The 25,386-nt window shown below is 38.6% G+C and carries 19 protein-coding genes; 14 read left to right on the forward strand and 5 right to left on the reverse strand.

Annotation, left to right across the window (positions count from 1 at the left end; genetic code table 11):
* Positions 1–41: 41 nt before the first annotated feature.
* Positions 42–1,406 (forward strand): alkaline phosphatase, encoded by a 1,365-nt coding sequence (locus CD001_RS12300; RefSeq protein WP_096188000.1) that lies wholly within the window; start codon positions 42–44, stop codon positions 1,404–1,406.
* Positions 1,407–1,889: 483 nt separating this feature from the next.
* Positions 1,890–7,208 carry a 5'-nucleotidase C-terminal domain-containing protein gene (locus CD001_RS26420; RefSeq protein ID WP_179298718.1) on the forward strand — a complete coding sequence of 1,773 codons (5,319 nt, stop codon included), beginning with the start codon at positions 1,890–1,892 and terminating at the stop codon, positions 7,206–7,208.
* A gap of 92 nt (positions 7,209–7,300) precedes the next feature.
* Here the strand turns inward: CD001_RS26420 and CD001_RS27315 are convergent, their stop codons facing one another.
* On the reverse strand, positions 7,301–8,503 hold the full coding sequence (locus tag CD001_RS27315) for a CPBP family intramembrane glutamic endopeptidase (RefSeq protein WP_096188001.1): 1,203 nt from the start codon (positions 8,501–8,503) through the stop codon (positions 7,301–7,303).
* Between the two features lie 198 nt (positions 8,504–8,701).
* Here CD001_RS27315 and CD001_RS12320 point away from each other — a divergent pair, with 198 nt between their 5' ends.
* Positions 8,702–8,875, forward strand: a complete 174-nt coding sequence (locus CD001_RS12320) for a S8 family serine peptidase (protein WP_179298720.1) — start codon at positions 8,702–8,704, stop codon at positions 8,873–8,875.
* Positions 8,876–9,056: 181 nt separating this feature from the next.
* Here the strand turns inward: CD001_RS12320 and CD001_RS12325 are convergent, their stop codons facing one another.
* On the reverse strand, positions 9,057–9,470 hold the full coding sequence (locus CD001_RS12325; RefSeq protein ID WP_096188003.1) for a VOC family protein: 414 nt from the start codon (positions 9,468–9,470) through the stop codon (positions 9,057–9,059).
* Positions 9,471–9,731: 261 nt separating this feature from the next.
* Between CD001_RS12325 and CD001_RS12330 the strand changes: the two genes are divergently transcribed.
* The 5 genes from CD001_RS12330 (at position 9,732) to CD001_RS12350 (ending at position 13,769) form a co-directional block, all read left to right on the forward strand.
* Positions 9,732–11,396: an ATP-binding protein gene (locus CD001_RS12330; protein WP_096190592.1), complete on the forward strand. Its 1,665-nt coding sequence runs from the start codon at positions 9,732–9,734 to the stop codon at positions 11,394–11,396.
* Positions 11,377–12,072, forward strand: a complete 696-nt coding sequence (locus tag CD001_RS12335; RefSeq protein WP_096188004.1) for a response regulator — start codon at positions 11,377–11,379, stop codon at positions 12,070–12,072. The genes CD001_RS12330 and CD001_RS12335 overlap by 20 nt, the downstream gene beginning before the upstream one ends.
* A gap of 116 nt (positions 12,073–12,188) precedes the next feature.
* On the forward strand, positions 12,189–12,482 hold the full coding sequence (locus CD001_RS12340) for a transposase (protein ID WP_096187235.1): 294 nt from the start codon (positions 12,189–12,191) through the stop codon (positions 12,480–12,482).
* 11 nt (positions 12,483–12,493) lie between these two features.
* Positions 12,494–13,372 carry an IS3 family transposase gene (locus CD001_RS12345; protein WP_257009972.1) on the forward strand — a complete coding sequence of 293 codons (879 nt, stop codon included), beginning with the start codon at positions 12,494–12,496 and terminating at the stop codon, positions 13,370–13,372.
* A gap of 151 nt (positions 13,373–13,523) precedes the next feature.
* A complete protein-coding gene (locus tag CD001_RS12350) occupies positions 13,524–13,769 on the forward strand; it encodes a hypothetical protein (RefSeq protein ID WP_142303584.1) in 246 nt (81 codons plus the stop codon).
* Here CD001_RS12350 and CD001_RS12355 read toward each other — a convergent pair.
* From CD001_RS12355 to CD001_RS12365, 3 genes are all read right to left on the reverse strand, one after another.
* Positions 13,756–15,084 carry a CitMHS family transporter gene (locus CD001_RS12355; RefSeq protein ID WP_096188006.1) on the reverse strand — a complete coding sequence of 443 codons (1,329 nt, stop codon included), beginning with the start codon at positions 15,082–15,084 and terminating at the stop codon, positions 13,756–13,758. The two genes, CD001_RS12350 and CD001_RS12355, sit on opposite strands and share 14 nt — an antisense overlap.
* Before the next feature lie 304 nt (positions 15,085–15,388).
* Complete coding sequence (locus CD001_RS12360) at positions 15,389–17,221, reverse strand: YhgE/Pip domain-containing protein (RefSeq protein WP_257009799.1); 1,833 nt, start codon at positions 17,219–17,221, stop codon at positions 15,389–15,391.
* Positions 17,218–19,284 (reverse strand): efflux RND transporter permease subunit, encoded by a 2,067-nt coding sequence (locus CD001_RS12365; RefSeq protein WP_096188007.1) that lies wholly within the window; start codon positions 19,282–19,284, stop codon positions 17,218–17,220. Before CD001_RS12365 ends, CD001_RS12360 begins: the two co-directional genes overlap by 4 nt.
* A 143-nt stretch (positions 19,285–19,427) precedes the next feature.
* On the opposite strand from CD001_RS12365, the gene CD001_RS12370 reads away from it, so the two are divergent.
* From CD001_RS12370 to CD001_RS12395, 6 genes are all read left to right on the forward strand, one after another.
* Entirely contained in the window at positions 19,428–19,994 is a 567-nt protein-coding gene (locus tag CD001_RS12370) for a TetR/AcrR family transcriptional regulator (RefSeq protein ID WP_096188008.1), read from the forward strand.
* 90 nt (positions 19,995–20,084) lie between these two features.
* On the forward strand, positions 20,085–21,446 hold the full coding sequence (locus CD001_RS12375) for a sigma-54 interaction domain-containing protein (protein WP_096188009.1): 1,362 nt from the start codon (positions 20,085–20,087) through the stop codon (positions 21,444–21,446).
* 222 nt (positions 21,447–21,668) lie between these two features.
* Positions 21,669–22,355: a CoA transferase subunit A gene (locus CD001_RS12380; protein ID WP_096188010.1), complete on the forward strand. Its 687-nt coding sequence runs from the start codon at positions 21,669–21,671 to the stop codon at positions 22,353–22,355.
* Between the two features lie 21 nt (positions 22,356–22,376).
* On the forward strand, positions 22,377–23,051 hold the full coding sequence (locus tag CD001_RS12385; protein ID WP_096188011.1) for a 3-oxoacid CoA-transferase subunit B: 675 nt from the start codon (positions 22,377–22,379) through the stop codon (positions 23,049–23,051).
* A gap of 99 nt (positions 23,052–23,150) precedes the next feature.
* On the forward strand, positions 23,151–23,927 hold the full coding sequence (locus tag CD001_RS12390; RefSeq protein ID WP_096188012.1) for a 3-hydroxybutyrate dehydrogenase: 777 nt from the start codon (positions 23,151–23,153) through the stop codon (positions 23,925–23,927).
* Between the two features lie 41 nt (positions 23,928–23,968).
* Positions 23,969–25,252 carry a GntP family permease gene (locus tag CD001_RS12395; protein ID WP_096188013.1) on the forward strand — a complete coding sequence of 428 codons (1,284 nt, stop codon included), beginning with the start codon at positions 23,969–23,971 and terminating at the stop codon, positions 25,250–25,252.
* The last annotated feature ends 134 nt before the right edge of the window (positions 25,253–25,386 follow it).

Genomic DNA, 25,386 nt, shown 5'->3' on the forward strand with positions numbered 1-25,386 from the left:
CGTTGATCAGGATACTAATGTTTAAAGGAGTGACAGAGAGTATGTTAAAAAAGGCAATTCTCGGTGTGTTAAGTACAGCATTACTTGTTGGTGGTATAGGGTTTAGTAGTGGCTGGGTTGCAGCAGGTCCTCCAGGGCACGGTGGTAAGCCGGATCAACCAGGACCTCCACCACATGCAGGGAAAAATAAAGTAGAAAACGTGATTCTTTTCATTCCGGATGGATATTCTGCTGGTTACAATGTCAATTATCGTCATTATAAAGAAGATGGTGATCCTGTTTGGGACGAATTTTTAACTGGGATGATGACTACGCATTCAACTAACGACCGTATTACAGATTCAGCAGCAGCAGGGACAGCTATGTCAACAGGTGTAAAAACGAATAACGGAGCGGTAGGAGTGGATCCGGATGGAGAAAAGCTGGAAACGATCCTTCAAGCAGCTCATGATGCTGGTAAATCAACTGGATTGGTTGCTACGTCAACCATTACCCATGCGACACCTGCTGTATTTGCCTCTCATGTTAGCTCCCGAAATGAACAAGAAGAAATTGCCCGACAATATATTGATGAAGGCAGTGTAGATGTGCTTTTAGGCGGTGGAATGGACTATTTCTTGCCAGAGAGTGAAGGTGGAAGACAACGAGAACGTGATCTTATTCAAGAAGCTATGGATAACGGCTATCAGGTTGTAGAAAATCGGGACGAGCTCCTTAGTATTGAAGGAGATAAAGTTCTCGGTCTGTTTGCGAATGATGCAATGGCACCTGAACTTCACCGAGAAGAAACAGAAGAGCCAAGCTTAGCTGAAATGACTGGGGCAGCGATTGACGTATTAAGTCAAGAAGACGAAGGGTTTTTCTTAATGGTAGAAGGCAGCCAAATTGACTGGGCGGGTCACGCCAACGACGCTGCTTGGGCAATGAGTGATACTGCAGCATTTGAAGAAGCTGTCATTGAAGCACTCGGATTCGCAGATCAAAATGATGAGACACTTATTATTGTAGCTGGAGATCACGATACTGGCGGTATGTCACTTGGCGGTTATAACAGTAAAGGGACAGATGTCGAAATTCTCCATCGAGTAACAGCAACAGGCGACTACATGGCACAACAAATAAACAGTGACCGTACGAATATTCAAGAAGTCGTAGAAGAGTATACATCGATCACGCTATCAGATGAGGAGACAGAAGTAATTAAGCAATCTACGAATCTATCACTTGCGATTAATCAAACGATTAGTGATTATGCAGGCGTTGGCTGGTCTAGTACAAACCACACAGGAGTTGGAGTCCCTGTTTATGCATATGGTCCTAGGTCAGACCTTTTCACTGGGTTAATTGATAACACAGATATCCCGCTTGCAATTGCGGAAGCTTATCGTATTTCACTAGAAAATTAAGTAGCGACGAACGCACGATCCACGTACTTTCAAACGGAATCAGATGAAGGCGCAACGAGCATGTTTTTCCTGCTCATTGTGTCTTTTTCCCATTTCAGGTATTTTTGAGCAGATTTCCATGTATTTCTACAAATATAAATAGTTCATAGTAATGTATACATTATCTACATGTTAAGTTAATATAATCTTAAAATTTGTTTGATAGGATTGATTTAGGTACGAGACTCAACTTTTTTGTACTATCAGAATTTATAGAACCTAGGATGATAGTATAACTGCAACTAAGGCTTTCGCCATTAAAACTTGCACGAAAGTATAAGAGTTTCTAGCAAGCATCATTCGCTTGCTGACAACCTCTTTAACGATAAGCCGAGTTTTGTTTTAAAAGATTAGTAAGCAAAATTGCACTAGATTGTCGCAATTTTCTTACTAAACATGTCTTTTGAAGTTGAGTCGAATAATAACAATTCGAGGAGGCTATTTATGCTACAGAGAAAGAAAGTGTTCACACAATCTCTTATTTATTTTTTAGTATTTGCTCTCGTGTTTAGCCCATTTCAGTCGCTTGCAGCATTCGCAGCAGACGATGATGTTTTATCTGTACAAGAAGCGATTGAAAACAATGAAGGAAATGCGACAGTAGAAGGGTACATTGTTGGCCACACTACAGGTACTAATAGTTTTAATTTTGAGGCACCATTTGGAAATAATCATAATTTCATTTTGGCAGATGACCCTGAGGAAAGGGACAGTGAACACTTTTTACTTGTGCAAATTACAGATGATTTTCGTGGAGAGTTTGGTTTAGAAACAAACCCCGACATTATTGGTGAAAAAGTTCAAGTAAATGGTAACTTGGACGATTATTTTACTCAGCCAGGTTTAAGAAGTCCTACTGCGATGACATTTGTGGACAGAGATCCATCTGATTCTGATGAGGATTCGACAGATCCAGACGTACCAGAAGAAGTCATTTCGATTGCTGAAGTGCGTAACATGGATCACGACGAGGAAGTGACAATTCAAGGAGTAGTTACAACAACACCTGGTGTATGGGGTGGAAATGGTTTTTACGTGCAGGACAGCACAGGTGGTACATACGTATACCAAAGTAACGAAGTAGCGCAAGGTGATGAAGTCATAATCACTGGCGTCACAGGAGAATTTAATGGAGAATTTCAAATTCAGTCACCAACTATAGATGTTTTAGGTGAAGGTGACATACCAGCGCCTGCTATCATCACACCAGGCGAAGTGAATGATGATATTCAAGGTCAACTTGTTACGTTGGAAGAAGTAACAATTAGTCATTTAGAAGAAGTAAACAGCTATGGTACATTTGAATTTGATGCAGACTTAGGGGATGAATCCGTGCTTATTCGTGTAGATAATCGGACAGGTCTAACTTATGAGGACTTTGATTATCATGACGGGGATGTCGTGGACGTGACAGGGATTGCGAGTGTTTTCAATGGTACATTTCAAGTGAAACCTCGCGCTGAAGAAGATATTATGCTTGTTTCTGAGGGGGATCCAGATGACCCAACAGATCCTGGTGAGCCTGGTGAAGATTTAATTGACTTAACGATTTTACACACGAATGACCTGCATTCACGTATTGATGACTTAGGAAAAATCGCTTCCTTTATTAATAATCAACGCGATTCTGCGGAAAACTCCCTTTATTTAGATGCGGGTGATATTTTTAGTGGTTCGCCTGTTAATGACATTAACTTAGGAGAACCGATCATTGAAATTTTAAATGCGATGAACCTTGAGGCAATGGCGATTGGAAATCATGAATTTGACTATGGGCAAGATGTATTTGCTGAGCGGGTGGAACAATCAGAATTTCCGTGGTTAAGTGCGAATATGACAGTGGACCAAGAGATTGCGATTGAGCAGCCTGAACCTTATACGATTTTTGAATTCGAAGAGTTTGACGTTGGTGTCTTTAGTTTAACGCAAAATCCTCCAGCAACAGCACCGAGTGGAGTAGAAGGTATTGAATTTCATGATTATGTAGAAACAGCTCTTGCGTATCAAGAAGAGTTAGAGGAGCAAGCAGATATTATCATCGCCTTAACTCATATCGGTTACGGAGCTGATCGCAGTTTAGCGGAAGCGGTAGACTACTTTGATGTGATCATTGGTGGACATACTCACACAGTGTTAAACACACCACAAGTTGTTAATGATACACCAATTGTACAGGCTGGTGGATACGCAAGTCATGTTGGGAAATTATCACTTGCGATTGATCCTGAAACGAAAGAAGTATCGAACGTAGACGGTCGATTACAATCTGTTAGTCAATTAGAAGAAACAGATGAAGATGTGCAAGTGATTATCGACGGTTGGAATGAACAAATGGATGAAATTTTAGGTATTGTGATCGGAGAGTCTGATACAGGACTTTCACGCGATGGACGGTATGATGGAGACGCTCCACTTGGTAACTTCTGGACAGATGCAATGGCCTTTGCTGCAGATGCTGATGTTGCCTTCACGAACAATGGCGGTATTCGCGATTCAATTGCACCAGGAGATGTAACGATTGGTGATATTTATCTTATTGAACCATTCGATAATCAAGTTATGCTATATGAAATGACGGGTGAAGCGATAAAAGATGTGATTGAGTTCTCTTACTCAAGAGATAACCGAAATCAAATCGATTTACAAACATCAGGGCTTCATTACACGATTATCACGAATGAGAGTGGTCAATATGTTGATGCCGAATTAGAACTTAATGGACAGCCTATTGATCTTGAAGGGACTTACCTTGTTGCAGTACCTGATTATATTGGTACAGGTGGATCAGGTTATGATTTCCAAGGGACAGTCGTATATGATGAAGTAACGCCAATGACGACTGCAATGATTGAATACGCAGAGTTTTTAACTGACCAAGGGGAAAAATTAAATTACAGCTCTGAAGGACGTATTTCGTTTGAAGTCGACCCGGATGCTGGTGGACCAATCGGGGAAGTCATTGGTTCAACTCAACAAGGATTATTTAGTGATAATAAAGGCGAAATGGATGTAGGCTTAGGTAATTTATATACGGATGCGGTTCGAGAAAAAGCGGATGCAGATATTGGTCTACTAAATGGTAGCTCCGTTACTGGATCGATTCCTGCAGGTGAGATTACGAGAGAACAAATCGATGCGTTAGATGTTTTCGGAAATGAAGTTGTCGTTGTAGAAACGACTGGTGCCGAATTAAAAGAAATGATGTTAAATCAATCAAATTATCATCGCCAAGTAGATTTACAAGCTTCTGGTATTCACTACACGTTAGTAAAAGGGGATGGAGACCCTTTATTTGAAGATATTGAAATAACATTAGAAGATGGTACTGAACTTTCAGATGAAACGGTATATAAGGTTGCTTACAATGACTTTATGCATAATGGCGGCCATTATACGTTAAGTGATTCGACGATTGATGAGGGCGGTTATGTATGGGAAGCTGTTGCTGACTATGTGGAAGCACAAACGGAAGCAATTGATTACGTAGAGGGAGAAAGAATTTCGATTCATGATCCAAGCGAGCCAGTAGACCCTCCGAGTGATGAGTCCGTTCAGTTATCGATTTTCCATACGAATGACCTTCATTCCCGAATTGATGATTTAGGCAAAATATCAGCTTTTATAAATAATGGTCGAAATGAAGTAGAACATTCACTTTATTTAGATGCAGGTGATATTTTTAGCGGGGCGGCTGTAAATGATATTAATCTTGGAGAACCAATCGTTGAACTCCTAAATGAAATGAACTTAGATGCGATGGCAATTGGTAATCATGAATTCGATTACGGTCAAGATGTTTTTGCAGAGCGTGTCGAACAATCATTCTTCCCATGGTTAAGTGCAAACATGACTGTTGAGCCAACGATTCCAATTGAGCAGCCTGATCCGTATACGATTATCGAGTTTGATGACTTTGACGTAGCTGTCTTTGGATTAACGCAAAACCCACCAGCTACAGCACCTAGTGGTATTGTCGGGATTGAATTTGATGATTATGTTGAAACAGCATTGGATTATCAGGAGGAACTAGAGTCAGAAGCAGATATCATTATTGGATTAACCCATATCGGATATAGCGCTGATCGAAGTCTTGCTGAGGAAGTAGACTATTTCGACCTCATTATTGGTGGGCATTCTCACACTGTGCTAGAAAACTATCAAACGGTTAATGGGACACCGATCGTTCAAGCAGGTAGTTATGCTAGTCATGTTGGTCAAGTAGATTTGTTCATCGATCCTGAGACGTTGGAAGTAGAACAAGTTTTCAATGAATTACAAGTAGTTAGTGAATTAGAAGAAACGAATGAAGATGTCCAAACCATCATTGATTACTGGAATGATCAAATGGAGGAAATTCTTGCGATCGTGATTGGTGAGACGGAAACAGGTTTATCTCGTGATGGCAGTTATGACATGGATGTTCCATTAGGAAATTTTTGGACAGATGCGATGATTCACGCTGCTGATGCAGACATCGCTTTTACGAACAATGGTGGAATTCGTGATTCGATTGATGTAGGTGATGTAACGATAGGCGATATTTATCGCATTGAACCGTTCGATAACCAAATCATGTTGATCGAAATGACCGGTGAAGCGATTAAAGATGTGATTGAATACTCTTACTCAAGAGACGATCGAAACCAAATTGATTTACAAACTGCAGGAATGTCTTACACGATTTTAACAAATGAAGATGGTGAGTTTATCGATGCTATTCTTGAGGTTGATGGCGAACCGATCGACTTAGATTCAACTTATCTCGTAACGGTGAATGATTATATCGGTACAGGTGGATCAGGCTATGACTTCCGCGGCGACGTTCTTTATGAAGAAGTTACTCCGATGACAACAGCGATGATTGACTACGCTGAATTTTTAACAAACCAAGGATTAAAGCTAAATTATGAAAGTGAAGGTAGAATTTCTGTTCGAACTGCTTCTGATGATGACCCAGTTGACCCTGAAGATCCGATCGACCCAGATGATCCAAGTGATCCAGAAGGAGATCTTGATGTTGAAGATGGAAAAATCATCGTATCTGATAAACGAGTCAATGATGTAACAGATAGCGGTACGCTTGAGTTGGATTTACGATATGAACAGTTCGAAGGTTATACTACGATTCATCTCAGCAACGAACAAATCGAACATTTACGAGAGAAAGAAGCTAAAATTATCGTAATATCTAACACACTTTTTGTAGAAATCCCTGCTGCTATTTTTGGAGAAGGTGATGTTACATTCGACATTACTGAAGTGAATGAAGATGAGTTTAGCGAGATGCCAGGATCTTTAGTTAGTGAAATATACAATTTCACAATTACACAAGGGGATGAGGTTCTCTCTGACTTTGGCGACCATTCTGTAACCCTTCATTTCCTTGTTGATGAAGAGGTAGTTTCGGATGAAGAAAACGTAAGTGTATTCTATTATAATGAGACGACCGAAGAGTGGGAGAATATCGGAGGAACGTATTCCGATGGGTACATCACAGCCTTAACTTCTCATTTCAGTACATTTGCAGCATTTGAAGAAGAAGAGGATAATGGTGACAAAGATAAAGACAAAGATAAAGACAAAGATAAAGACAAAGATAAACTAACACCACCTGGCAATGGAGGCAATGGTTCTGATAAAGGATCAGCAGGAGATAAAAGACTACCTGATACAGCAACTAACGTAGGAAACATGGCTTTAATTGGGTTCGTCATTATCTTACTCGGAAGTATCTTGTTATATAGACGTAAAAAGCTTGCCTAGGTGGAACTTTGTCACCAAAGACAAACATTATTTTGGCGGTTCTGTCGCTCCTATTATATAAAATAGGAACGATACGAACCGCCTTTTTTATATTATTCTTTTGACATCTCCTTTGATCTAGAAGTAACAAGTACCGTTACTATAAATAACGTGAAAACTAAAATAATGTATCTAAAATTTAAATAAGGTATTAAATGATCATAGTTAGACGGGATAAATAGTGGTAAATCAGTGTTATATAACCCATGGATAAAAATCGGTATCCAAAGATTTTTTGTATATAAATATAGAAATGATAAAATCATCCCAATGAACAGATAAGGTACAAAAATAGTAAATAAGAAAGCTAAGCTATAATCAAAATCAATGATAGGTATATGAAACAAGCCAAATAAAAGTTGTGTCGTGATAAGCGAGCATAGTAATCGAGTATAATTATTCTTAGTCTTAATTAGGTGAAAAAATGACCAAAAAACAATAAAGCGAAAGATAAACTCTTCTTGTAGTGCCGTACCAAATATTTGTCCAATATACAGTCCGAGCCACTCATTTAATGTTAATTGAGTAGAATTTAAAATGGATACAAGTGATTCATTGCTTGAAAAAGTGAATAGCCAAATCTGTATATGTAACAAACTAAAAATAAGAAGGAAAATAATTGCCGCTTCTATAAAATTTCTTTTATTTAGTAAGCCACTTTTCTTCAAAATGTCAAGAAGACGGAGCTTCGTTAAATATTTTAACAGCAGGCACGACATTAATAATAAAAAATGATTCACAATGAAATTTGGTTCCAGTAGATAAAAAGTCATAAGCTTTATAGAATTTAATAATATTTCTATTTCATCAAGAAAGAAAACAATCAAGTATGTCAAGGCATAGTAGATTATTATATAGGAAAAAAATGAGCCTGCATTAGTAAAGACATTAATTTTCGTTAGATTACCTTTACTTGAAAATAGTATGAGAAAAAAGAGAATGAAAACAAGCGAAATAATTATTAACAAAACAACGATTATTATATTTTGTCCTGTAATTGAAGCTAGAAAGGTCGAAAGAATATAAGCTATACAAAGGAAGGTGATGAGTAGATACGAATTTAAGTTCTTTCTGCAATGTATAAGTATAAGGTGGATAGAGAAAAAAAAGAGTACATAAAAAGTAAGGTAGTTAACATTAAACATTCCATCATAAATAATATCCTGTTGCCCTAAATAAAAGAAATTTATAACAGTCAGAAAGAGAAGTGCAAAGAAAAACTGTAATAACTGTGGGGAATATGTACATAATTTCATTTTTTATTCAGCCTTTTGTAGTTAATGATGATGTGGGGTATCGTTAGGAAACAACGTGTTCGACCATACTAATATAATACTATAAAATGTATAATTTGTGGTATATTCTGTAAAAATATGAGACTCGTTAACGAATCTCGTGCATATAGTACAATTCCAGTTGATAGAGGTTCATACGGCTGGGCTATGGGTACTAGCATGGCAGCCCCTAAAGTTGCTGCAACAGCGGGACTTGTTAAAGCAGAAAATCCTAACTTTTCAAGAGCTAGAATCATTACTCATTTACAGCAAACAGCTGATGACCTAGGGAAAAATGGTCATGATGAATATTTCGGACATGGCTTAGTTGATGCTCACAATGCGTTAAAATAAATGATGATTCAGTAACAGAGCAGGCGGTAATAAACCGTCTGTTTCTTGTTTTAGCTAGGAATATTCATGTGATAGCTGATTTTCTTGAAATATTTTGTGGATCTTTTTTCAAAATAAAAATATAGTTTGACCTAAAACATAAAAAGTCGCTCAATTTTTTGAGCGACTCGATCTGCATGATTTAGCTGTCTTCTTCAGTGTCTAGTAAAAAGGTGACGCCAAATTTGTCGGTTAAGCTACCATAACCAGAGCTAAAAGGCGTTTTTTGAAATGGCATCTTTGGTTTCCCTCCTTGTACGAGTGCATCAAAATAACGTTTTGATTTTTCAATGTCATTTGTAGAAATGTAAATCGTAACTTGATTTCCTTGTTTAATAGGCGAAGTGCTCGGGCTGTCAGAGAGCATGAACTCTGCTTCTTCCACCTTTAATCTTGCATGGGCAACTTGTTTTTTTAAATCCTCTGAAGGGGGATTAGGCATTTCTCCATATAAAATGTGTGCGGTAACTTCAGCATCTAAAGCTTGTTTATAAAACTCAATCGCTTCGTTAGCATTCCCATCCATCATTAAATAAGGTGATATATTTACCGTCATTTTTTTCCTCCTTGAATTAGTTTAAATGGTAGTAGTTTGAATGATATCAGAATCGTTGTCTGTTCACTTCTTTTCGATTGCTGTTTTTGTGCGATAAGGATATTGTGACAGCACGAAAAAATGTGTATAAATGCATATGAACGTGCACTTTTTCGTATTTAATAGGAAAATAAAATGAAAACGAACCTTGGATTGCTCAACGTTACGGTCAAGTTGTATAGTAGTACATATAATCAAATTGATGGTAGGGATGGGAGAACAATGGCACAGTTTAACAAGAAAAAGGGTAGATTTAATAAGCTTCCAGCCTATCGATTTACGCTCTTAAGTAAAATGATTGTCTTCATCTGCTCCTTGATCATATTCATGCTCGTTTTTCTAGGGTTGTATTTGAACGCTAAATATTCGGATACATTAGCTGAGCAGATAGGGATGCGTGCCCTTAATGTCGCTCAATCGGTATCACAAATACCGGAAATAAAAGATGCTTTTCATACTGAAAACCCATCAGACGTTATTCAGCCAATCGTAGAATCAATCCGTGTCGAAACAGAGGCGGAGTTTATTGTCGTCGGAAATACAGGTGGAATTCGTTATTCGCATCCGCTTGAAGAACGAATTGGTGAATCAATGGTCGGAGATGATAATGAGCGCGCTTTGTTAAACGGGGAGTCGTATATTTCAGAAGCAACAGGCTCACTAGGACCTTCCATTCGAGGAAAAACACCGATCTTCGCGAATGATGGAGAAATTATCGGACTTGTATCTGTAGGGTATTTAATCGATGATGTCGACATGACAATCGGAACGTATGTAACCGATACATGGTATTGGATTATGATCTGTGTCTGTATAGGCGTGATAGGGGCAACCTTTATTTCTCTTCACGTTAAAAAATCAATTTTCGGCCTTGAACCTGAAGAAATTGGACGCCTCTACCAAGAGCGGGAAGCGATTTTACAATCGATCCATGAAGCGATGATCGCAGTCGATCGTAAAGGGTACGTTACGATGGTTAACTATGCAGCGAGTCATGTTGTAAATGTAGATGATCGAAACGTTATCGGTAAACATATCAATGAGTTAATCGCACATACTCAACTAGTAGAAGTACTCGAAACAGGAAATAGCCAATTTAATCAAGAATTGCAAATCAATAAACAGTCCTTTATCGTAAACTACGTCCCTGTTTATGATCATGATAAATTAATAGGTGCAGTTGCGACTTTTTATAATCAAACTGAAATCGACATGCTTGCTGAAGAGTTATCTAAAGTGAAACAATACGCTGAAGCATTAAGGGCACAAACACATGAATTTTCAAATAAATTGAATACTGTCTCAGGTTTCTTACAACTAGATCAAACAGAAGAAGCGATAGAATTTATAAATAAAGAAAGTAAAAAGCAGCAAAAGTGGATACACTTTTTCATTCATAGTGTGAAAGATACATATGTGAGTGCCGTTTTATTAGGTAAGTTAAACCGTGCTCACGAACTTGGGATTAAAATGACGATTTTTTCGAACAGTGAACTTAAAACGACACTTACCGAAATGCAACGAGAAGGGATCGTTACGATCCTTGGGAATTTGTTAGAAAATGCCTATGATGCCGTTAAAAAATCAAACAATGACGAGCAAATTTCAATCTTTTTTACAGATATAGGGCATGAAATCGTTTTTGAAATTGAAGATAGCGGACCAGGGATTCCTGAAGAAAACGTCGTAAACATTTTTACGAATGGGTTTACGACAAAAGAAGGGGCACATAGAGGAATCGGTTTAAGCCTCGTACAGCAAATTTTAGATCAATTAGGAGGAGAAATTACCCTCGAAGCGAGTGATTTAGGTGGTGCTTGTTTTATTATAGCAATCCCAAAAGCAAAACGAATAGAAGGTGATCACGATGACGAAAATGCTATATAATGTGTTAATTGTTGAGGATGATTTTCGCATAGCAAATATTAATAAACAGTTTGTTGAGAACGTCGACGGCTTTCAAGTTGCGGGGATTACGAATACCGGTAAAGATACCCTTACCTTTCTAGAAGAAGCAAGCCCTTTACCGAACCTTATTTTACTGGACGTTTATATTCCTGATGTAGAAGGATTGGAATTAATGTGGGATATTCGTAAAAAATACTTCAATATTGATATTATCATGGTAACGGCTGCACAAGAAGTAGAAACAATTGAACAAACATTTCGCGGTGGAATTTTTGATTATTTAATAAAACCAGTAGATTTCAACCGGCTTAAACAAGCATTTGAACGCTATGTGGAAAAACAGGAGCGATTTCGTAATAAACAGGAGATGACACAAGAAGAGCTTGATAGAGTAAGAGGAATACCTGCTTCAGAAGTTGATGATGATGGAAACCTCCCTAAAGGGATTGAGCCATTAACACTTGAACGAGTCGTATCTGTCGTACAACAAAGTGAAAAAGATGGTTTTACAGCTGTCGAAGTAGGAAGACAAATAGGGGCAAGCCGATCGACAGCGAGACGCTATCTAGAATATTTAGTTTCAACGAAACAAATAAAAGTAGAATTAACTTATGGCGATGTCGGAAGACCCGAGCGTAGATACGTGATTACGTAAGCAAAGATAATGCTCCCTTGCACTAAGTTGTTGCGTCAAAGTAAAGTTAGTCTAAAAAGTGGACACGGAAAAATGGGCATACTGTTAAAACAATCCATTTAAAAGGACGTGTCCACATGTCAAAACAATACTCACTAGAATATAAAGAGTACGTGGCGAAGATGGTGGTTGATGAAGGACGTAAAATGAGTGAGGTATCATACGAGCTAGAGATCCCTTCATCAACGATGTCTCGTTGGATATCCAATTATAGAGAAAAGAAGTATGGTCCCAAGCAAGAAAAAGAATATATTACTCCTTCTGAATTTAAGAAGTTGAAACGTGACTATGAAAAAAAGTTGCGTGATATGGAAGAGGAAAATGAAATATTAAAAAAGGCAATGCACATCTTCACCAAAGGCCAGGAGTAAAGTTTTCTTTTATTCATACACACCGAAAAGAATTCTCTATTGTGAAGATGTGCAAGGTCCTTGGTGTTTCAAAAAGCGGTTACTATAAGTGGCGTCAATTACAAGAACAGCTCGAGTCTGAGAAGGAAAAATTAAAAAGAGAAATTAAACAAAAAATCTGTAAGTCATTTCATGAAAGTGAAGGAACTTACGGTAGCCCCAGAGTACACAAAGACTTAGTCGAATGGGGGTATACTATTTCTAAAAAAACTGTTGGACGATACATGAAAAAGCTCGGGTTAAAAGCGTCTCCAGAAGGAAAGTATATTGTGACAACAACAGATTCAAATCATGATTTGAAAGTGTACCCGGATTTATTACAGCGTGATTTCAAAGTAGAAGAACCAGATCGAGTTTGGGTTTCTGATATCACTTACGTTCGTACACTTGAAGGTTGGGTCTATCTGGCAAGTATTATGGATCTTTTCTCTCGAAAAATAGTTGGTTGGAGTATGGACAAACATATGAAAAAGGATCTAACTATTAAAGCTTTAAATATGGCCTTTATAAATAGAAATCCATCTGAAAATCTCATACATCACTCAGATAGAGGTTCTCAATACTGTTCAAAAGACTATGTAGATTTATTACAATCGAAAGATTGTAAGCTAAGCATGAGCCGCAAAGGGGACCCTTATGACAATGCGTGTATAGAATCATTTCACGCAACTATTAAAAAAGAACATATTTATAGACGGCGCTTTAAAACCAGAGAAGAAGCAATAAAATCAATTAATTATTATATTAGTAGTCGTTACAACACAAATAGAAAGCACTCTACATTAGGTTATTTTTCGCCTAGTCAATTTGAGAGCAATTACTATTTATTTGGATCTCAAAATGTTTCATAAATATCTCGCAGGCTTTCTAAAGGATCAGGTAGGAAATTTACCTGATTCCTTTAGAAAGTCTAACCAAACGCAGTGCGGTAGGATTTAGAAGATTTAAATCCCGTTTATCAGGTGTCCACTTTCTTGACAGAAGTCCAAAAGCGAAGAAAAGTTGCGTCAAAACGGAGAGAAGTTGCGTCAAAACGGAGAGAAGTTGCGTCAAAACGGAGAGAAGTTGCGTCAAAACGGAGAGAAGTTGCGCCAAAGCAAAGAGAAGTTGCGTCAAAGCATAGAGAAGTTGCGCCAAAACGGAGAGAAGTTCCAACGAAATAAGGAGCTACTAAGAAGAAAATTTCAAAAGCCTGCTCTTGAGCTAAAAACACTCATGAGCAGGCTTTTATTTTTTATATTTGAATAATGCCGATGAGGACTGCAACTAGCATTAATACTAAACTGAATCCCCATACCCAAAATAACGAATAGCGAATATGCTTACCCATCTCACATCCAGCTAATCCGAGAGCAAGCCAAAGTGCTGGAGCAAATGGACTAACAAACGTCCCGATTATATTTCCTATGATCATTGCATAAGCAGCAGAGGATGTATCAACACCGAAATTGGTGACGATTTGTTCAGCGACAGGCAGTAATGCAAAGTAATAGGCGTCTGTATTTAAAATCAATTCTAAAGGTACTCCGAATGCACCGATAATCAAGTGTAAATACGGAACAATAAAAGCTGGTAATATCGTAATCATATCAACTGCAATCGAATCTAGCATTTCAGTTCCGCTTAATATTCCTAAGAACGACCCTGCAGCAAGAATAATACTAGCCATTAAAAGGGCGTTAGGTGCGTGCGCTTTGATCCGGTCCATTTGATCATTAACGTTAGGATAATTAATGATTAACGCAATACTTAACGCAATCATAAAGACGAAACCTGCAGGAATCACCCCCCATACTAACATCCCGATCATTCCTAATGTTAGCAGTAAGTTTACCCACAGCAGTTTCGGACGTGCCAATGAAAGATCTTTGCTCTGCTGCAGCGAATCATCTGTTTCAGTCTGAGTGACAGCAACTTCTATATCCGCTTTTTCGGCTTCACTTCGATTTAATATACGTCGTTTTTCACGGAGCCCTAAAATGACTGCCATTCCAATCAATAAGATGAGTGCGATGACTTGTAATGGAATTAATGGCCTCCAAAGCTCAGTTGGATCCATTCCAAGTACAGCAGCAGTTCGTCCGAGTGGACCAGCCCATGGAAGCATATTTAAAATACTTGCACTCGTCCCTACTAATAAAAGGAGCAAGTAAGGACTCATGTTTAACCTTTTATACAATGGTAATAGTGCCGGAATCGTAATGAGAAACGTAGACGCTCCAGAGCCGTCTAAGTGAGCGATAGCAGCAATAATAACGGTTCCAACTGCGACCGCAACAACGTTTCCTTTAGAAATCGCAATCATTTTGTTAATAAGCGGATCAAAAAGTCCGGAATCTTGCATCACACCAAAAAAGAGAATGGCAAAAATAAACATAATCACGACATTGATAACGCTATCAATTCCTTCATTAAAAAAGCTGCCAATCTCTGTAATGCTAAAGCCAGCAATCAGTGCACCAACAATTGGCACGAGAACAAGACCAATAATTGGCGATACTTTTCCTTTTAAGAGCAAGATGACAATCGTTAAAATTGTCGCAAGTCCGATAATACTGAGCATAAAACATATCTCCTTTTCTTTAATAAAAACGATTATTAAAACGCTTTCATTTTAACTTTAGTAGTATTTGAATTTTCAGAAAAAAATAGTCTGACAAAAATGTAACATGAGAGAAAAGTGGGGACTAGATTGTGGAAATAAATGAAATATTGTTTAATAAAATCATTTTGTTCATATTGTTTACGAATGATCCTACGATGATAGTGATTGCGAATTCAATCAAATAAATATTAAAGAAATAGAGAGGATGTCATCAGACACCCTCTCTTAAAATGAACTCTGTATGAAATGATAATTTTTGACATTAAGAAAACAAATTCATTAAGCGTTCCCAAAAACTTGGATCTTCATCTTCCTCTTCAAGTGCTGAATCTTCTTCATCCATTTCAATCGCTTCTGTTTTTAGAACAAATTGAACAGAATCAATATTTCTGTTTTCAGATGACACGAAGGATACAGGTTCAAAATCAGATTTGTCGTATTCGTCTATCATCGTATTGACCTCATCTTGCATTTGATTAGGCAAATCACTTGTTTCATCAGCTAGTTCGTCAGTTCCATCAGATAGCTCATTTACACCGCTTTCCAGTTCAGATGTACCTTGGGTAATTTCATTGATGCCTGAATCGATCTCCTCGTAGGAGTCAGCAAGCTGAGAAACTCCGTCTGTATAAGACACTAGTCCTGAATGAAACTCGCCATAATTGTCCGAAAGCATAGCGATACCTTCTCCTAATTCGCTCAATGCGTCTAATCCTTCCATGTTTTCAAACGAGGTGGAGAGATCATTCGCAATATTCGTTAATTCATCACTCATGTCTTTTACAGCATCACTAGACTCTTTCAGTGCGGTTTCTACAGCATCAAACGCTTCTTTTATATTGTCGTAGGTTCCTTTTGCCGTTTGCGCTGCTACATAGACTTCAATTAAGTGATCGATCACTTCATCGTCTACCTCAGCTGAATATAATTGCTGCATATCTTCTTCAGTGATAGACGAGGCTGGAATACCATTCATGGCATCGTCTAGAGCGGAATAGGCTGCAGAAAAGTTTTCATTTAAAACGGTCAATCCGTCTGCGACTTCTCCAAGGCCATCTGCTAATAATATCAATCCTTCTGGTAATTGATCCAAATCGCTAAGGTCCATCTCATCTGACGAACCGCTAATCTCCTCATTTAACACGGCTAGCGAATCATCAATCGCTTCTGAAGCGTGAATGATTTCTGAGGAAGAATCTTTGATTTCGATCATCCCAGAATGATATTCATTCGAGCCATCGTTTAAGCTTTGAACACCATCATTCAATTCGGTAACGCCTGTATTTAGATCAGACACACCAACATTGATTTCTTCAATTGCATCACTCAAAGTCTGCATTTCCTTCGTCATTTCGTCTAACTCAGGATCTTCAAGTGCCATCGACAATGGGATAGCAGAAATATCAATCCCTTCCATTTCGAAATCCACGACATCTGCTAAAAAGCTAATATCACCGTCGCGGTCAGGCATAACGGTAAAAGATAATTGTCTCTTTTTCCCGACATTTGCAATCGTTGCATCTGGTGCTTGGATGTTTCGAATGATCTCTGTATCGAGCGTCAGTGAAATTTGCAACGTATAGTTTTCATAGAATTCACGGTTAGCTGATTCATTTTCTGATGTTTGTAATGTAACATGTAATCGCCCTTCACTTCCTGGCAAGTCATCCGGGGATATTTCTTCCCCATCGAGCATGTAGGAAATGTCAACATCCCATGGTAGTTCAGCCCCCTCTATATTCCCTTGGTAGTAGAACCACCCTCGTGAAGCTTGGAGCTGGACCGAATCGTTCACTGCCTCGATTTCAGATAGATCCGTTAAATTTTTTATTGACGTGTATTCACCATGATCAATAATCAAGCCTGGTTTCGTTACATCTAACATGTTCACGACATAGATGCTGTTCAGGTCTCCAGTTGCACTTAAATTACCGTAAACGACTTCAGCTTTTGAATCAATTTCACCAGCTTCATTTGTCCCTGTTTCACTTTCTTCTGCTTTACGATCACTTTCATCTTCAGAATCAGCGATTCCTTTATGATAGGGAAAGACGAGCAGCATAGTGATAAATGCAATGGTTATTTTCTTTTTCATGATGACTTTCCCCCTTTGAAGAAATGAGATTTTAACGTAGTTTTTCCAATCACTTTGTCGCATAGTAACAACATAGCGGGTAGGAAGAAGAGAACCATAATAAAAGCGAGTAAGGCACCTCTTCCAATCAGCAAGCCAATCGATGAGACGATCGGATTCGTAGAAGTCATCCATAAAATAAAGCCGACACTTGATAAGATTGCAGCGGAAATGGAGATCGAAAATGTCTTTTCGTTTAATGTCTTCACAATGGCTTGACGAGCAGACATCTTTTTCCGTTTCCCTAGATAATCTTCTGTAAAGAGAATCGCATAATCGACGGTTGCTGCAAGCTGAACCGTACTAACGACTAAATACCCAACAAAAACGAGAGGGGTTTCTGTAAAATATGGAACAGCAAGGTTTATCCACACAGCTGATTGTATCGTCAACAATAGAATGACTGGGATCGAAATCGATTTAAATGTAAAGAGTAATACGGTCGCAATTGCAATAACAGTTAGAATGTTCACAACGCTATTATCTTTTGCGACGATCGATTTCATATCGTACAAGGACACGCTCTCCCCTAAAGCGAGAACTTCATCACCATAATACGATTCAGCGATATCTTGGACGGTTTCAACGACATTGAAGGCAAGATCACCTTCAGAATCAGTATCTGTATTTAAAATGATTTGACTATAGTTTTCTGAATGGAATTGCTCGGTATCCGATTCATCCAAATACTCCGGCGGAATAGCAGGACTGACAGATTGGTTATAGGAAATGACACTCGTTACGTGATCTAACCTCTCTAAATCTTGCTCAAGCTCTACTTCTCTCGCGACATCGCCTTTTGGAACTAACAGAACAATCGGAGTTGAGCTTCCAAATACTTCATCAATCGCTGTTTCATCAATTCCGATCCGAGATGTCTCTGGCTGTTCACCGATTCCGTATATGAATGTTGTTTCTTGTTGGGCTAAGTAACTTGGAACGATAAACAGAAATACGATGAGTAAGCTAAGCGCTCTTACTTTCATCACACTTTTTCCAATCGTCTTGAATCGTGGAAATAACGGTTTATGCTGTGTTTTATCGATCCATTTGTAAAACCATACTGTTAATGCTGGTAAAAATACCATCACGCTAATAAAACTTAATAAAATACCTTTGACAAGGTTGATTCCTAAATCGGCTCCAATTTCAAACTGCATAAATGTCAGTGCCATAAAGCCGAAGAAAGTCGTCGCAGCACTGGCTGCTATAGCAGGGAAAGAATTTCGAATCGCTAGCTTCATCGCCTCTTCTGGGTTTTCCGTCTGTTTACGGTAATCTGAAAAACTATGCAATAAAAAAATAGCGTAATCGAGTGAAACAGCTAGTTGTAAAATCGGACTCACTGATTGTGTGACGAAGGAGATTTCTCCAATAAAGATATTCGTCCCTAAATTGATCATGACAGATACGCCAATTGCTGTAAGGAAAAATAAAGGTTCGATCCATGAAGTTGTCGATAGAATGAGAATGATAATAATGATAGGAACTAATAATAGAGCTGCGTATAACGTTTCGGTGAACGCCATATTTTGAGAAACGGCTGTATCGACAGCTTCTCCAGCCAGGGCATTTTCATCACCAATCAGTTCATAAATCGCATCCGTAACCATAACTTCATCTCCTTCTCTAACCGTCAAAGAGAACAAAGCATGGTTATCTTTATAGTAAGTTTCGACTAAATCCTTTTCTGCCATTTCTAAAGGAATCTTTAAATCTATAACCTCGTCGAGCCAGACCACGTCCGAAACTCCGTCAATCTCTTCAAGCATCTCTTTATATACAAGTGCTTCCTGTACGGACACATCTTCAATCATCACTTGTGCGTTTGAAAGAGTGCGATCGAATTCTTCTTCCATAATGTCAATGGCAACTGTGGATGGGGCATCTTCAGGTATATAGTCATTCATATTGTAATTCACTGAAACAAAAATCATTGCAACTGCACTGAGCAGCGTTAACAACGTAAAAACAATTACAATTGATTTTTTATACTTAATAATTTTGCCTGCAATGTCTGACATCACCTATACACCTCTTGAATATCAACTAATGACTAATTATAATGACACTGTGTTTTATAATCAACGAACAGTTTATTAAAATAAGTTGTATAATCAACATATTAGAAACATTTGTTGGGTGAGTAACACTGGGAGGAATATTGATGAGTGAAAAATTAGACAGACGAAAAAAATATACACGTAAAGTTTTGAAAGAAAGCTTTATCCAGCGTATGCAAGAAAAGCCTCTCTCAAGTATTACAATTAAAGAAGTATGTGAATTAGCAGATATTAATCGTTCGACCTTTTATTCGCATTATAAAGATTTATATGACCTTCTTTACCAAATTGAAGATGACATTATCGAAGACCTGAATCAAACATTGTCTGCTTATAACTACACGAAAAATGAAGAAGCCATTCAAATGACAGAGAAGCTGTTAGAGTACCTTTTGAAAAACCAAGAAAGCTCCCAAACCTTATTCAGTGAACATGGGAACCCAACCTTTCAAAAGAAAGTTATGATGTTAGTCCATACTCATATTATTAAATCTTTAGAGATTGATCCGAAAAATACCCCATATAACTCAGAGTATTTAAGCCTATATGTAGCTAATGGAAGTATACTTGTCGTCCAGCATTGGTTGAAAAATGGATTAAAAGAATCACCAAAGGAGATGGCTGAGTTGATTACGAACCTTGCCTCAAAAGGTGTGTCTGCGTTTCAATAGAAAAGCTATTCGTAATACCCCTTTAAATGAACCGCTTTCAATATAGTATAATAAGTAACATATCAGCTATACCCGGATGGAGGTGGAAAGATGCTAAAATTAAAGGAATACAAAAATGAAATTTTTGAAACTGTGATGGAGCATACATATTATTGTTTTGTTGTAGTGGATGCTGGTGGATATATAACGTTTCTGAACAAAAACTACTGCAATTTCCTAGATATTGAGCAGGAAGATGCTATAGGTAAGCATGTGACTGAAGTGATAGAAAATACGAGAATGCACATTGTAGCAGAAACAGGTAAAGAAGAAATAGCCGACCTGCAGTATATCCGGGGCAACTATATGGTTGCAAACAGAATACCTGTTTTTTCAGAAGACAGAATTGTCAGTGCCGTTGGTATGGTTATCTTTCGGGATACGAAGGAATGGCAAAAGATGAACAGCCACATAAAAAGCCTGCTGAGTGAGCTAGAATACTACCGGAAACAGGCTGATAAGCAGCATGGTGCAAAATATTCCCTTAATGATATTGTAGGAAGCTCTTATAAAATAACAGACTTAAAAAAGAACATAAAGAAAATTGCATCAAGTGATGTATCCGTCCTCATCAGGGGAGATAGCGGAACAGGCAAAGAACTGGCTGCACATAGTATTCATCAGTTAAGCGAGAGAAGCAGTAAACCGTTTGTGAGGGTAAACTGTGCTGCAATTCCTGAACACTTGATTGAATCGGAACTCTTCGGATACGAGGAAGGAGCATTTACTGGAGCCAGAAAAGGGGGCAAAAAAGGAAAGTTCCAGCTTGCTGAAGGAGGAACCATTTTTCTTGATGAGATCGGAGATATGCCTTTAGGTGCCCAGGTAAAGATATTAAGAGCTATTCAGGAAAGGGAAATAGAGGCTGTAGGGGCTGTCAAGCCAGAGGAAGTTGATGTGAGAATAATTGCAGCAACAAACCAACCTTTAGAAAAACTTATTGAAGACCAAAAATTCCGTGAAGATTTATTTTACCGGATAAATGTTATTCAGCTCTATCTTCCTTCCTTGAAAGAAAGAAAGGAAGATATTAGGCTGCTGGCAAAATATATATTGCATAAAGTTACGGTCAGGACCGGTAAAAGAGTAATAGATTTTGACAAGGTAGTTATGGACAGTTTTATGCAGTATTCATGGCCGGGAAATATAAGGGAACTTGAAAATGTGATTGAATCGTCGGTTCATTTAACCAACTCTGAAATAATCAGAATGGAAGATCTGCCAATGCAGTTAAGAAATGATAAAGATCTTCATGGCGACACATGCAGTTTAAAAGTAATACTTGAAAGAACAGAACAGCAGGCAATTGAATCTGCACTTATAAAAGCAGCCGGCAATAAGTTGGAAGCAGCAAAATTGCTTGGACTTGGCAAAACAAGTTTTTATGATAAATTAAAAAAATACGGCCTGTAAGAATTCCGCATTTCCGGATATTATTCCGGAAATGCGGAATTTTTCTTTGGTTTTATGTAAGGGTTTTCATTAGTGTACTCGGTTAATGCGGTTGTAATTTTCCGAATATACGGAAAAAAATAAAGGTCTTAGTTATCTAAACCATATTAAAATCAGGTAATAAAAGAGATTTTCACGATTGGCATAGTACTTGCATTAATAACAGACAGAGGAGGGACAAATATGAAACCAATTTATTCATCGTCTCAGGAAGCAGTAAAAGAAATCCACGACGGGGCAACGATTATGGTAGGCGGCTTTGGATTGGTCGGAATTCCAGAAAATCTAATAAAAGCTCTCGTAGAATCCGGAGTAAAGGATTTAACAGTTATTTCAAATAACTGCGGTGTTGATGACTGGGGGCTCGGATTATTGCTGAAAGATAAGCAGATTAAGAAAATGGTAGGCTCGTATGTAGGAGAGAACAAGGAGTTTGAACGGCAGGTATTATCTGGTGAACTGGAAGTAGAGCTTATTCCCCAGGGGACACTTGCTGAAAGGATTCGTGCAGGGGGAGCTGGTATTCCGGCATTCTATACTCCGGCAGGGACTGGTACACCTCTAGCGGAAGGGGAGGAAGTAAGAAATTTTGACAGAAAAGAGTATTTGCTGCAGACAGCTTTAAAAGCAGACTTCAGTTTTGTAAGGGCAGCCAAGGCTGATAAATACGGTAATCTTATTTACAGAAAAACAGCACAGAACTTTAATCCAATGATTGCGGCCGCAGGAAAAGTGACAATAGCAGAAGTTGAAAATATTGAAAAGGAAGCACTTCATCCGGAACAAATACATACACCTGGGATTTATGTTACAGGTCTGATCGAAGGGGAGCAGGAAAAAAGAATTGAGAGAAAGACTACGAGAAATTAAACAGACAGGAGGAATAGTAAAATGGCAGAAAAGGTGGACAAAGCGGCAGTCAGAGAGCGGATTGCCAAAAGAGCTGAACAGGAAATTGAAAGCGGTTTCTATGTGAATTTAGGAATAGGAATGCCAACAATGGTAGCAAATTTTATCCAGGATCATAAACAAGTTGTACTTCAGTCAGAAAATGGCCTTCTTGGTATTGGAAAGTATCCAGCTGAAGAAGAAGTAGACCCTGATTTAATTAATGCTGGAAAAGAAACAGTAACCGCGGCTGTTGGCGCCTCTTATTTCAGCAGTGCTGAATCGTTCGCTATGATCAGAGGAGGCCATATTAATCTGGCGATTCTCGGAGGTATGGAAGTATCGGAGGAAGGAAATCTGTCTAACTGGATGATCCCTGGAAAAATGATTAAAGGTATGGGAGGAGCCATGGACCTTGTGCATGGTGCCCAGAAAATAGTAGTCATTATGGATCATGTGAACAAGCATGGAGAACCGAAAATAGTAAAGGTGTGCAGCCTGCCGCTGACAGGGAAAGGGGTGGTAAACAGGGTTATAACAGATCGCGCAGTAATTGATGTAACAGAGAACGGCCTTGTCCTTAAAGAAACAGCTAAAGGTTTTACTAAGGAAGATGTCATTGAGTCTACAGAAGCTGAGTTAATAGTCAGCTCTGAGTTAAGAACTGAGGCATTTTAATTAAATGTATTTGGTAAATTACATGCAACTAAGGGGAGAATGCCATCTCATCAAACTTAATAAAAAAAAGAAATTCATAAAGTAAATGGAGGGAGCAGCATGGTAAAGGATAAAGTTGTTTTTATTACTGGTGCAGCCAGCGGTATCGGCTACGAAATAGGTTCTGAGTTTGCTAGGAACGGAGCTAAGGTAGTTTTTACAGATATTAATGAAGCTAAAGTCAAAGAGACAGCTGCAGCAATGACTGAAGAAGGATTTACATGTTTCGGAGTAAAATGTGATGTAACGAAGGAAGTAGAAATTGAACAAGCAGTCAACATGACAGTAGGCCGCTTCGGGCGTCTTGATGTTCTTATAAATAATGCTGGCCTTCAGCATGTTGCTAGTATTGAAGATTTTCCTACAGAAAGGTTTGAATTCTTAGTAAAAGTTATGCTCGTTGCACCGTTTGTTGCAACAAAGTATGTTTTTCCTATCATGAAAAAACAGGGGGACGGCCGCATTCTGAATATGGCCTCTATCAACGGATTGATTGGTTTTGCCGGAAAGGCTGCATATAACAGTTCAAAGCATGGAGTAATAGGTTTGACGAAGGTAGCGGCATTGGAAGGTGCGGAGCATGGTATTACAGTGAACGCCATTTGTCCAGGTTATGTGGACACCCCCCTTGTACGCAATCAACTAAAAGATTTAGCAGCTACAAGAAATGTTTCTCTGGATAAAGTGATTGAAGATGTGATATATCCTTTAGTCCCGCAGAAACGCCTTTTGGAAGTTCAGGAAATTGCTGATTATGCAATGTTTCTTGCCAGCGATAAAGCAAATGGAGTTACAGGACAGGCTGCAGTTCTGGATGGAGGGTATACAGCACAGTGATTCAGAACTGGCTAAATAAACGATTAAAAAGGAGGCCCTAAATGTTTGGTATATTACTTGGACTAGTTGTGTTAATTGCACTGGCTTATTTAGGCTGGTCGATTATATGGGTGGCTCCAATAGCAGCAGGGGTAGTAGCGCTTACTGGAGGTCTGGATCTGCTGGATGCTTATACAGATACATATATGAGCGGTTTTGTAGATTTTGCGAGAAACTGGTTTCCAGTATTTATGCTCGGTGCCATCTTCGGTAAGCTAATGGAAGATACAGGAATGGCAAAATCTGTTGCTGTTGCTCTCACAAAATTAATAGGTACAAAGAGGGCAATTCTCGGGGTTATAGTTTCGTGTGCAGTATTAACTTATGGGGGAGTAAGTTTATTTGTAGTCGTTTTTGCTGTTTATCCTCTTGCTCTTTCATTGTTCAGAGAAGCGAATATTTCAAGAAGACTGATGCCGGCTTCTGTTGCTCTTGGGGCGTTTACTTTTACAATGACAGCGATTCCAGGAACACCGCAAATTCAGAACCTCATCCCTATACCATATTTTGAAACTTCTGCTACAGCTGCACCAGTATTGGGTATTTCTGCAGCACTTATTATGGGTGGTGGTGGTTATTTATATCTTCGCTGGCGTGAAAATAAGCTAAGTGAAAAAGGAGAGGTATTCACAGAGCCAAAAGACACAAAGATTGCTGCTTTTGAGGGAGAACCGCCATCATTTATTCTTTCTTTACTCCCTTTAATTACAGTGCTTGTGACATTGAACATTCTTAACTGGGATATTGTTGTAGCTCTTATTTCCGGTATTATTTTAATTCTGTTCCTTAATATTACGAAATTTAAAGGATTCGTTAAGGCAATTAATGCTGGTGCAATTGGATCAGTCACTGCAATTATTAATACAAGCGCTGCAGTTGGTTTTGGAACAGTTGTGAGAGAAGTGCCAGGTTTTGAGAGGCTTACAGAATTGCTGCTCGGTATCCGGGGGAATCCGCTTATTTCCGAAGCAATAGCAGTGAATATCCTTGCTGGTGCCACAGGTTCAGCATCCGGCGGGATGGGAATAGCCCTTGAGGCTCTCGGCTCACGGTATTACCAGCTTGCACTCGATACAGGGATCAATCCGGAGGCATTTCACAGGATAGCATCACTTTCTTCTGGCGGGCTGGATGCATTGCCTCATAACGGGGCAGTGCTGACGCTGCTTACGATCACTGGTCTATCCCATAAAGAGAGCTATAAAGATATTTTTGTAGTGGCAGTGGCTATTCCAATCGTTGCTACAGCTGCGGCGATTCTGCTCGCCTCTATAGGACTTGTATAAAAAAAGCAAGATAATAGAAATTAGATTTTTCCCCTTGCCAGTGTGAAAGCTATCCTGGAGGGGGATTGTTGTCTAGATAGATTATTTCACGTACCGTATGTTATTTATATAAGATATTACATTAAATCACCTAA

This window comes from Evansella halocellulosilytica (assembly GCF_002335745.1).
Lineage (GTDB): Bacteria > Bacillota > Bacilli > Bacillales > Salisediminibacteriaceae > Bacillus_CA > Bacillus_CA halocellulosilytica.

What these genes read in the sequence shown, in the direction of transcription:
- CD001_RS12380 (WP_096188010.1), top strand. Translation starts at nt 21,669, where the DNA reads ATGAAACCAATTTATTCATCGTCTCAGGAAGCAGTAAAAGAAATCCAC.
- CD001_RS12370 (WP_096188008.1), top strand. Translation starts at nt 19,428, where the DNA reads ATGAGTGAAAAATTAGACAGACGAAAAAAATATACACGTAAAGTTTTG.
- CD001_RS12300 (WP_096188000.1), top strand. Translation starts at nt 42, where the DNA reads ATGTTAAAAAAGGCAATTCTCGGTGTGTTAAGTACAGCATTACTTGTT.
- CD001_RS12320 (WP_179298720.1), top strand. Translation starts at nt 8,702, where the DNA reads ATGGCAGCCCCTAAAGTTGCTGCAACAGCGGGACTTGTTAAAGCAGAA.
- CD001_RS12395 (WP_096188013.1), top strand. Translation starts at nt 23,969, where the DNA reads ATGTTTGGTATATTACTTGGACTAGTTGTGTTAATTGCACTGGCTTAT.
- CD001_RS12335 (WP_096188004.1), top strand. Translation starts at nt 11,377, where the DNA reads ATGACGAAAATGCTATATAATGTGTTAATTGTTGAGGATGATTTTCGC.
- CD001_RS12375 (WP_096188009.1), top strand. Translation starts at nt 20,085, where the DNA reads ATGCTAAAATTAAAGGAATACAAAAATGAAATTTTTGAAACTGTGATG.
- CD001_RS12360 (WP_257009799.1), bottom strand. Translation starts at nt 17,221, where the DNA reads ATGAAAAAGAAAATAACCATTGCATTTATCACTATGCTGCTCGTCTTT.
- CD001_RS12330 (WP_096190592.1), top strand. Translation starts at nt 9,732, where the DNA reads ATGGCACAGTTTAACAAGAAAAAGGGTAGATTTAATAAGCTTCCAGCC.
- CD001_RS26420 (WP_179298718.1), top strand. Translation starts at nt 1,890, where the DNA reads ATGCTACAGAGAAAGAAAGTGTTCACACAATCTCTTATTTATTTTTTA.
- CD001_RS12325 (WP_096188003.1), bottom strand. Translation starts at nt 9,470, where the DNA reads ATGACGGTAAATATATCACCTTATTTAATGATGGATGGGAATGCTAAC.
- CD001_RS12355 (WP_096188006.1), bottom strand. Translation starts at nt 15,084, where the DNA reads ATGCTCAGTATTATCGGACTTGCGACAATTTTAACGATTGTCATCTTG.
- CD001_RS27315 (WP_096188001.1), bottom strand. Translation starts at nt 8,503, where the DNA reads ATGAAATTATGTACATATTCCCCACAGTTATTACAGTTTTTCTTTGCA.
- CD001_RS12390 (WP_096188012.1), top strand. Translation starts at nt 23,151, where the DNA reads ATGGTAAAGGATAAAGTTGTTTTTATTACTGGTGCAGCCAGCGGTATC.
- CD001_RS12365 (WP_096188007.1), bottom strand. Translation starts at nt 19,284, where the DNA reads ATGTCAGACATTGCAGGCAAAATTATTAAGTATAAAAAATCAATTGTA.
- CD001_RS12340 (WP_096187235.1), top strand. Translation starts at nt 12,189, where the DNA reads ATGTCAAAACAATACTCACTAGAATATAAAGAGTACGTGGCGAAGATG.
- CD001_RS12385 (WP_096188011.1), top strand. Translation starts at nt 22,377, where the DNA reads ATGGCAGAAAAGGTGGACAAAGCGGCAGTCAGAGAGCGGATTGCCAAA.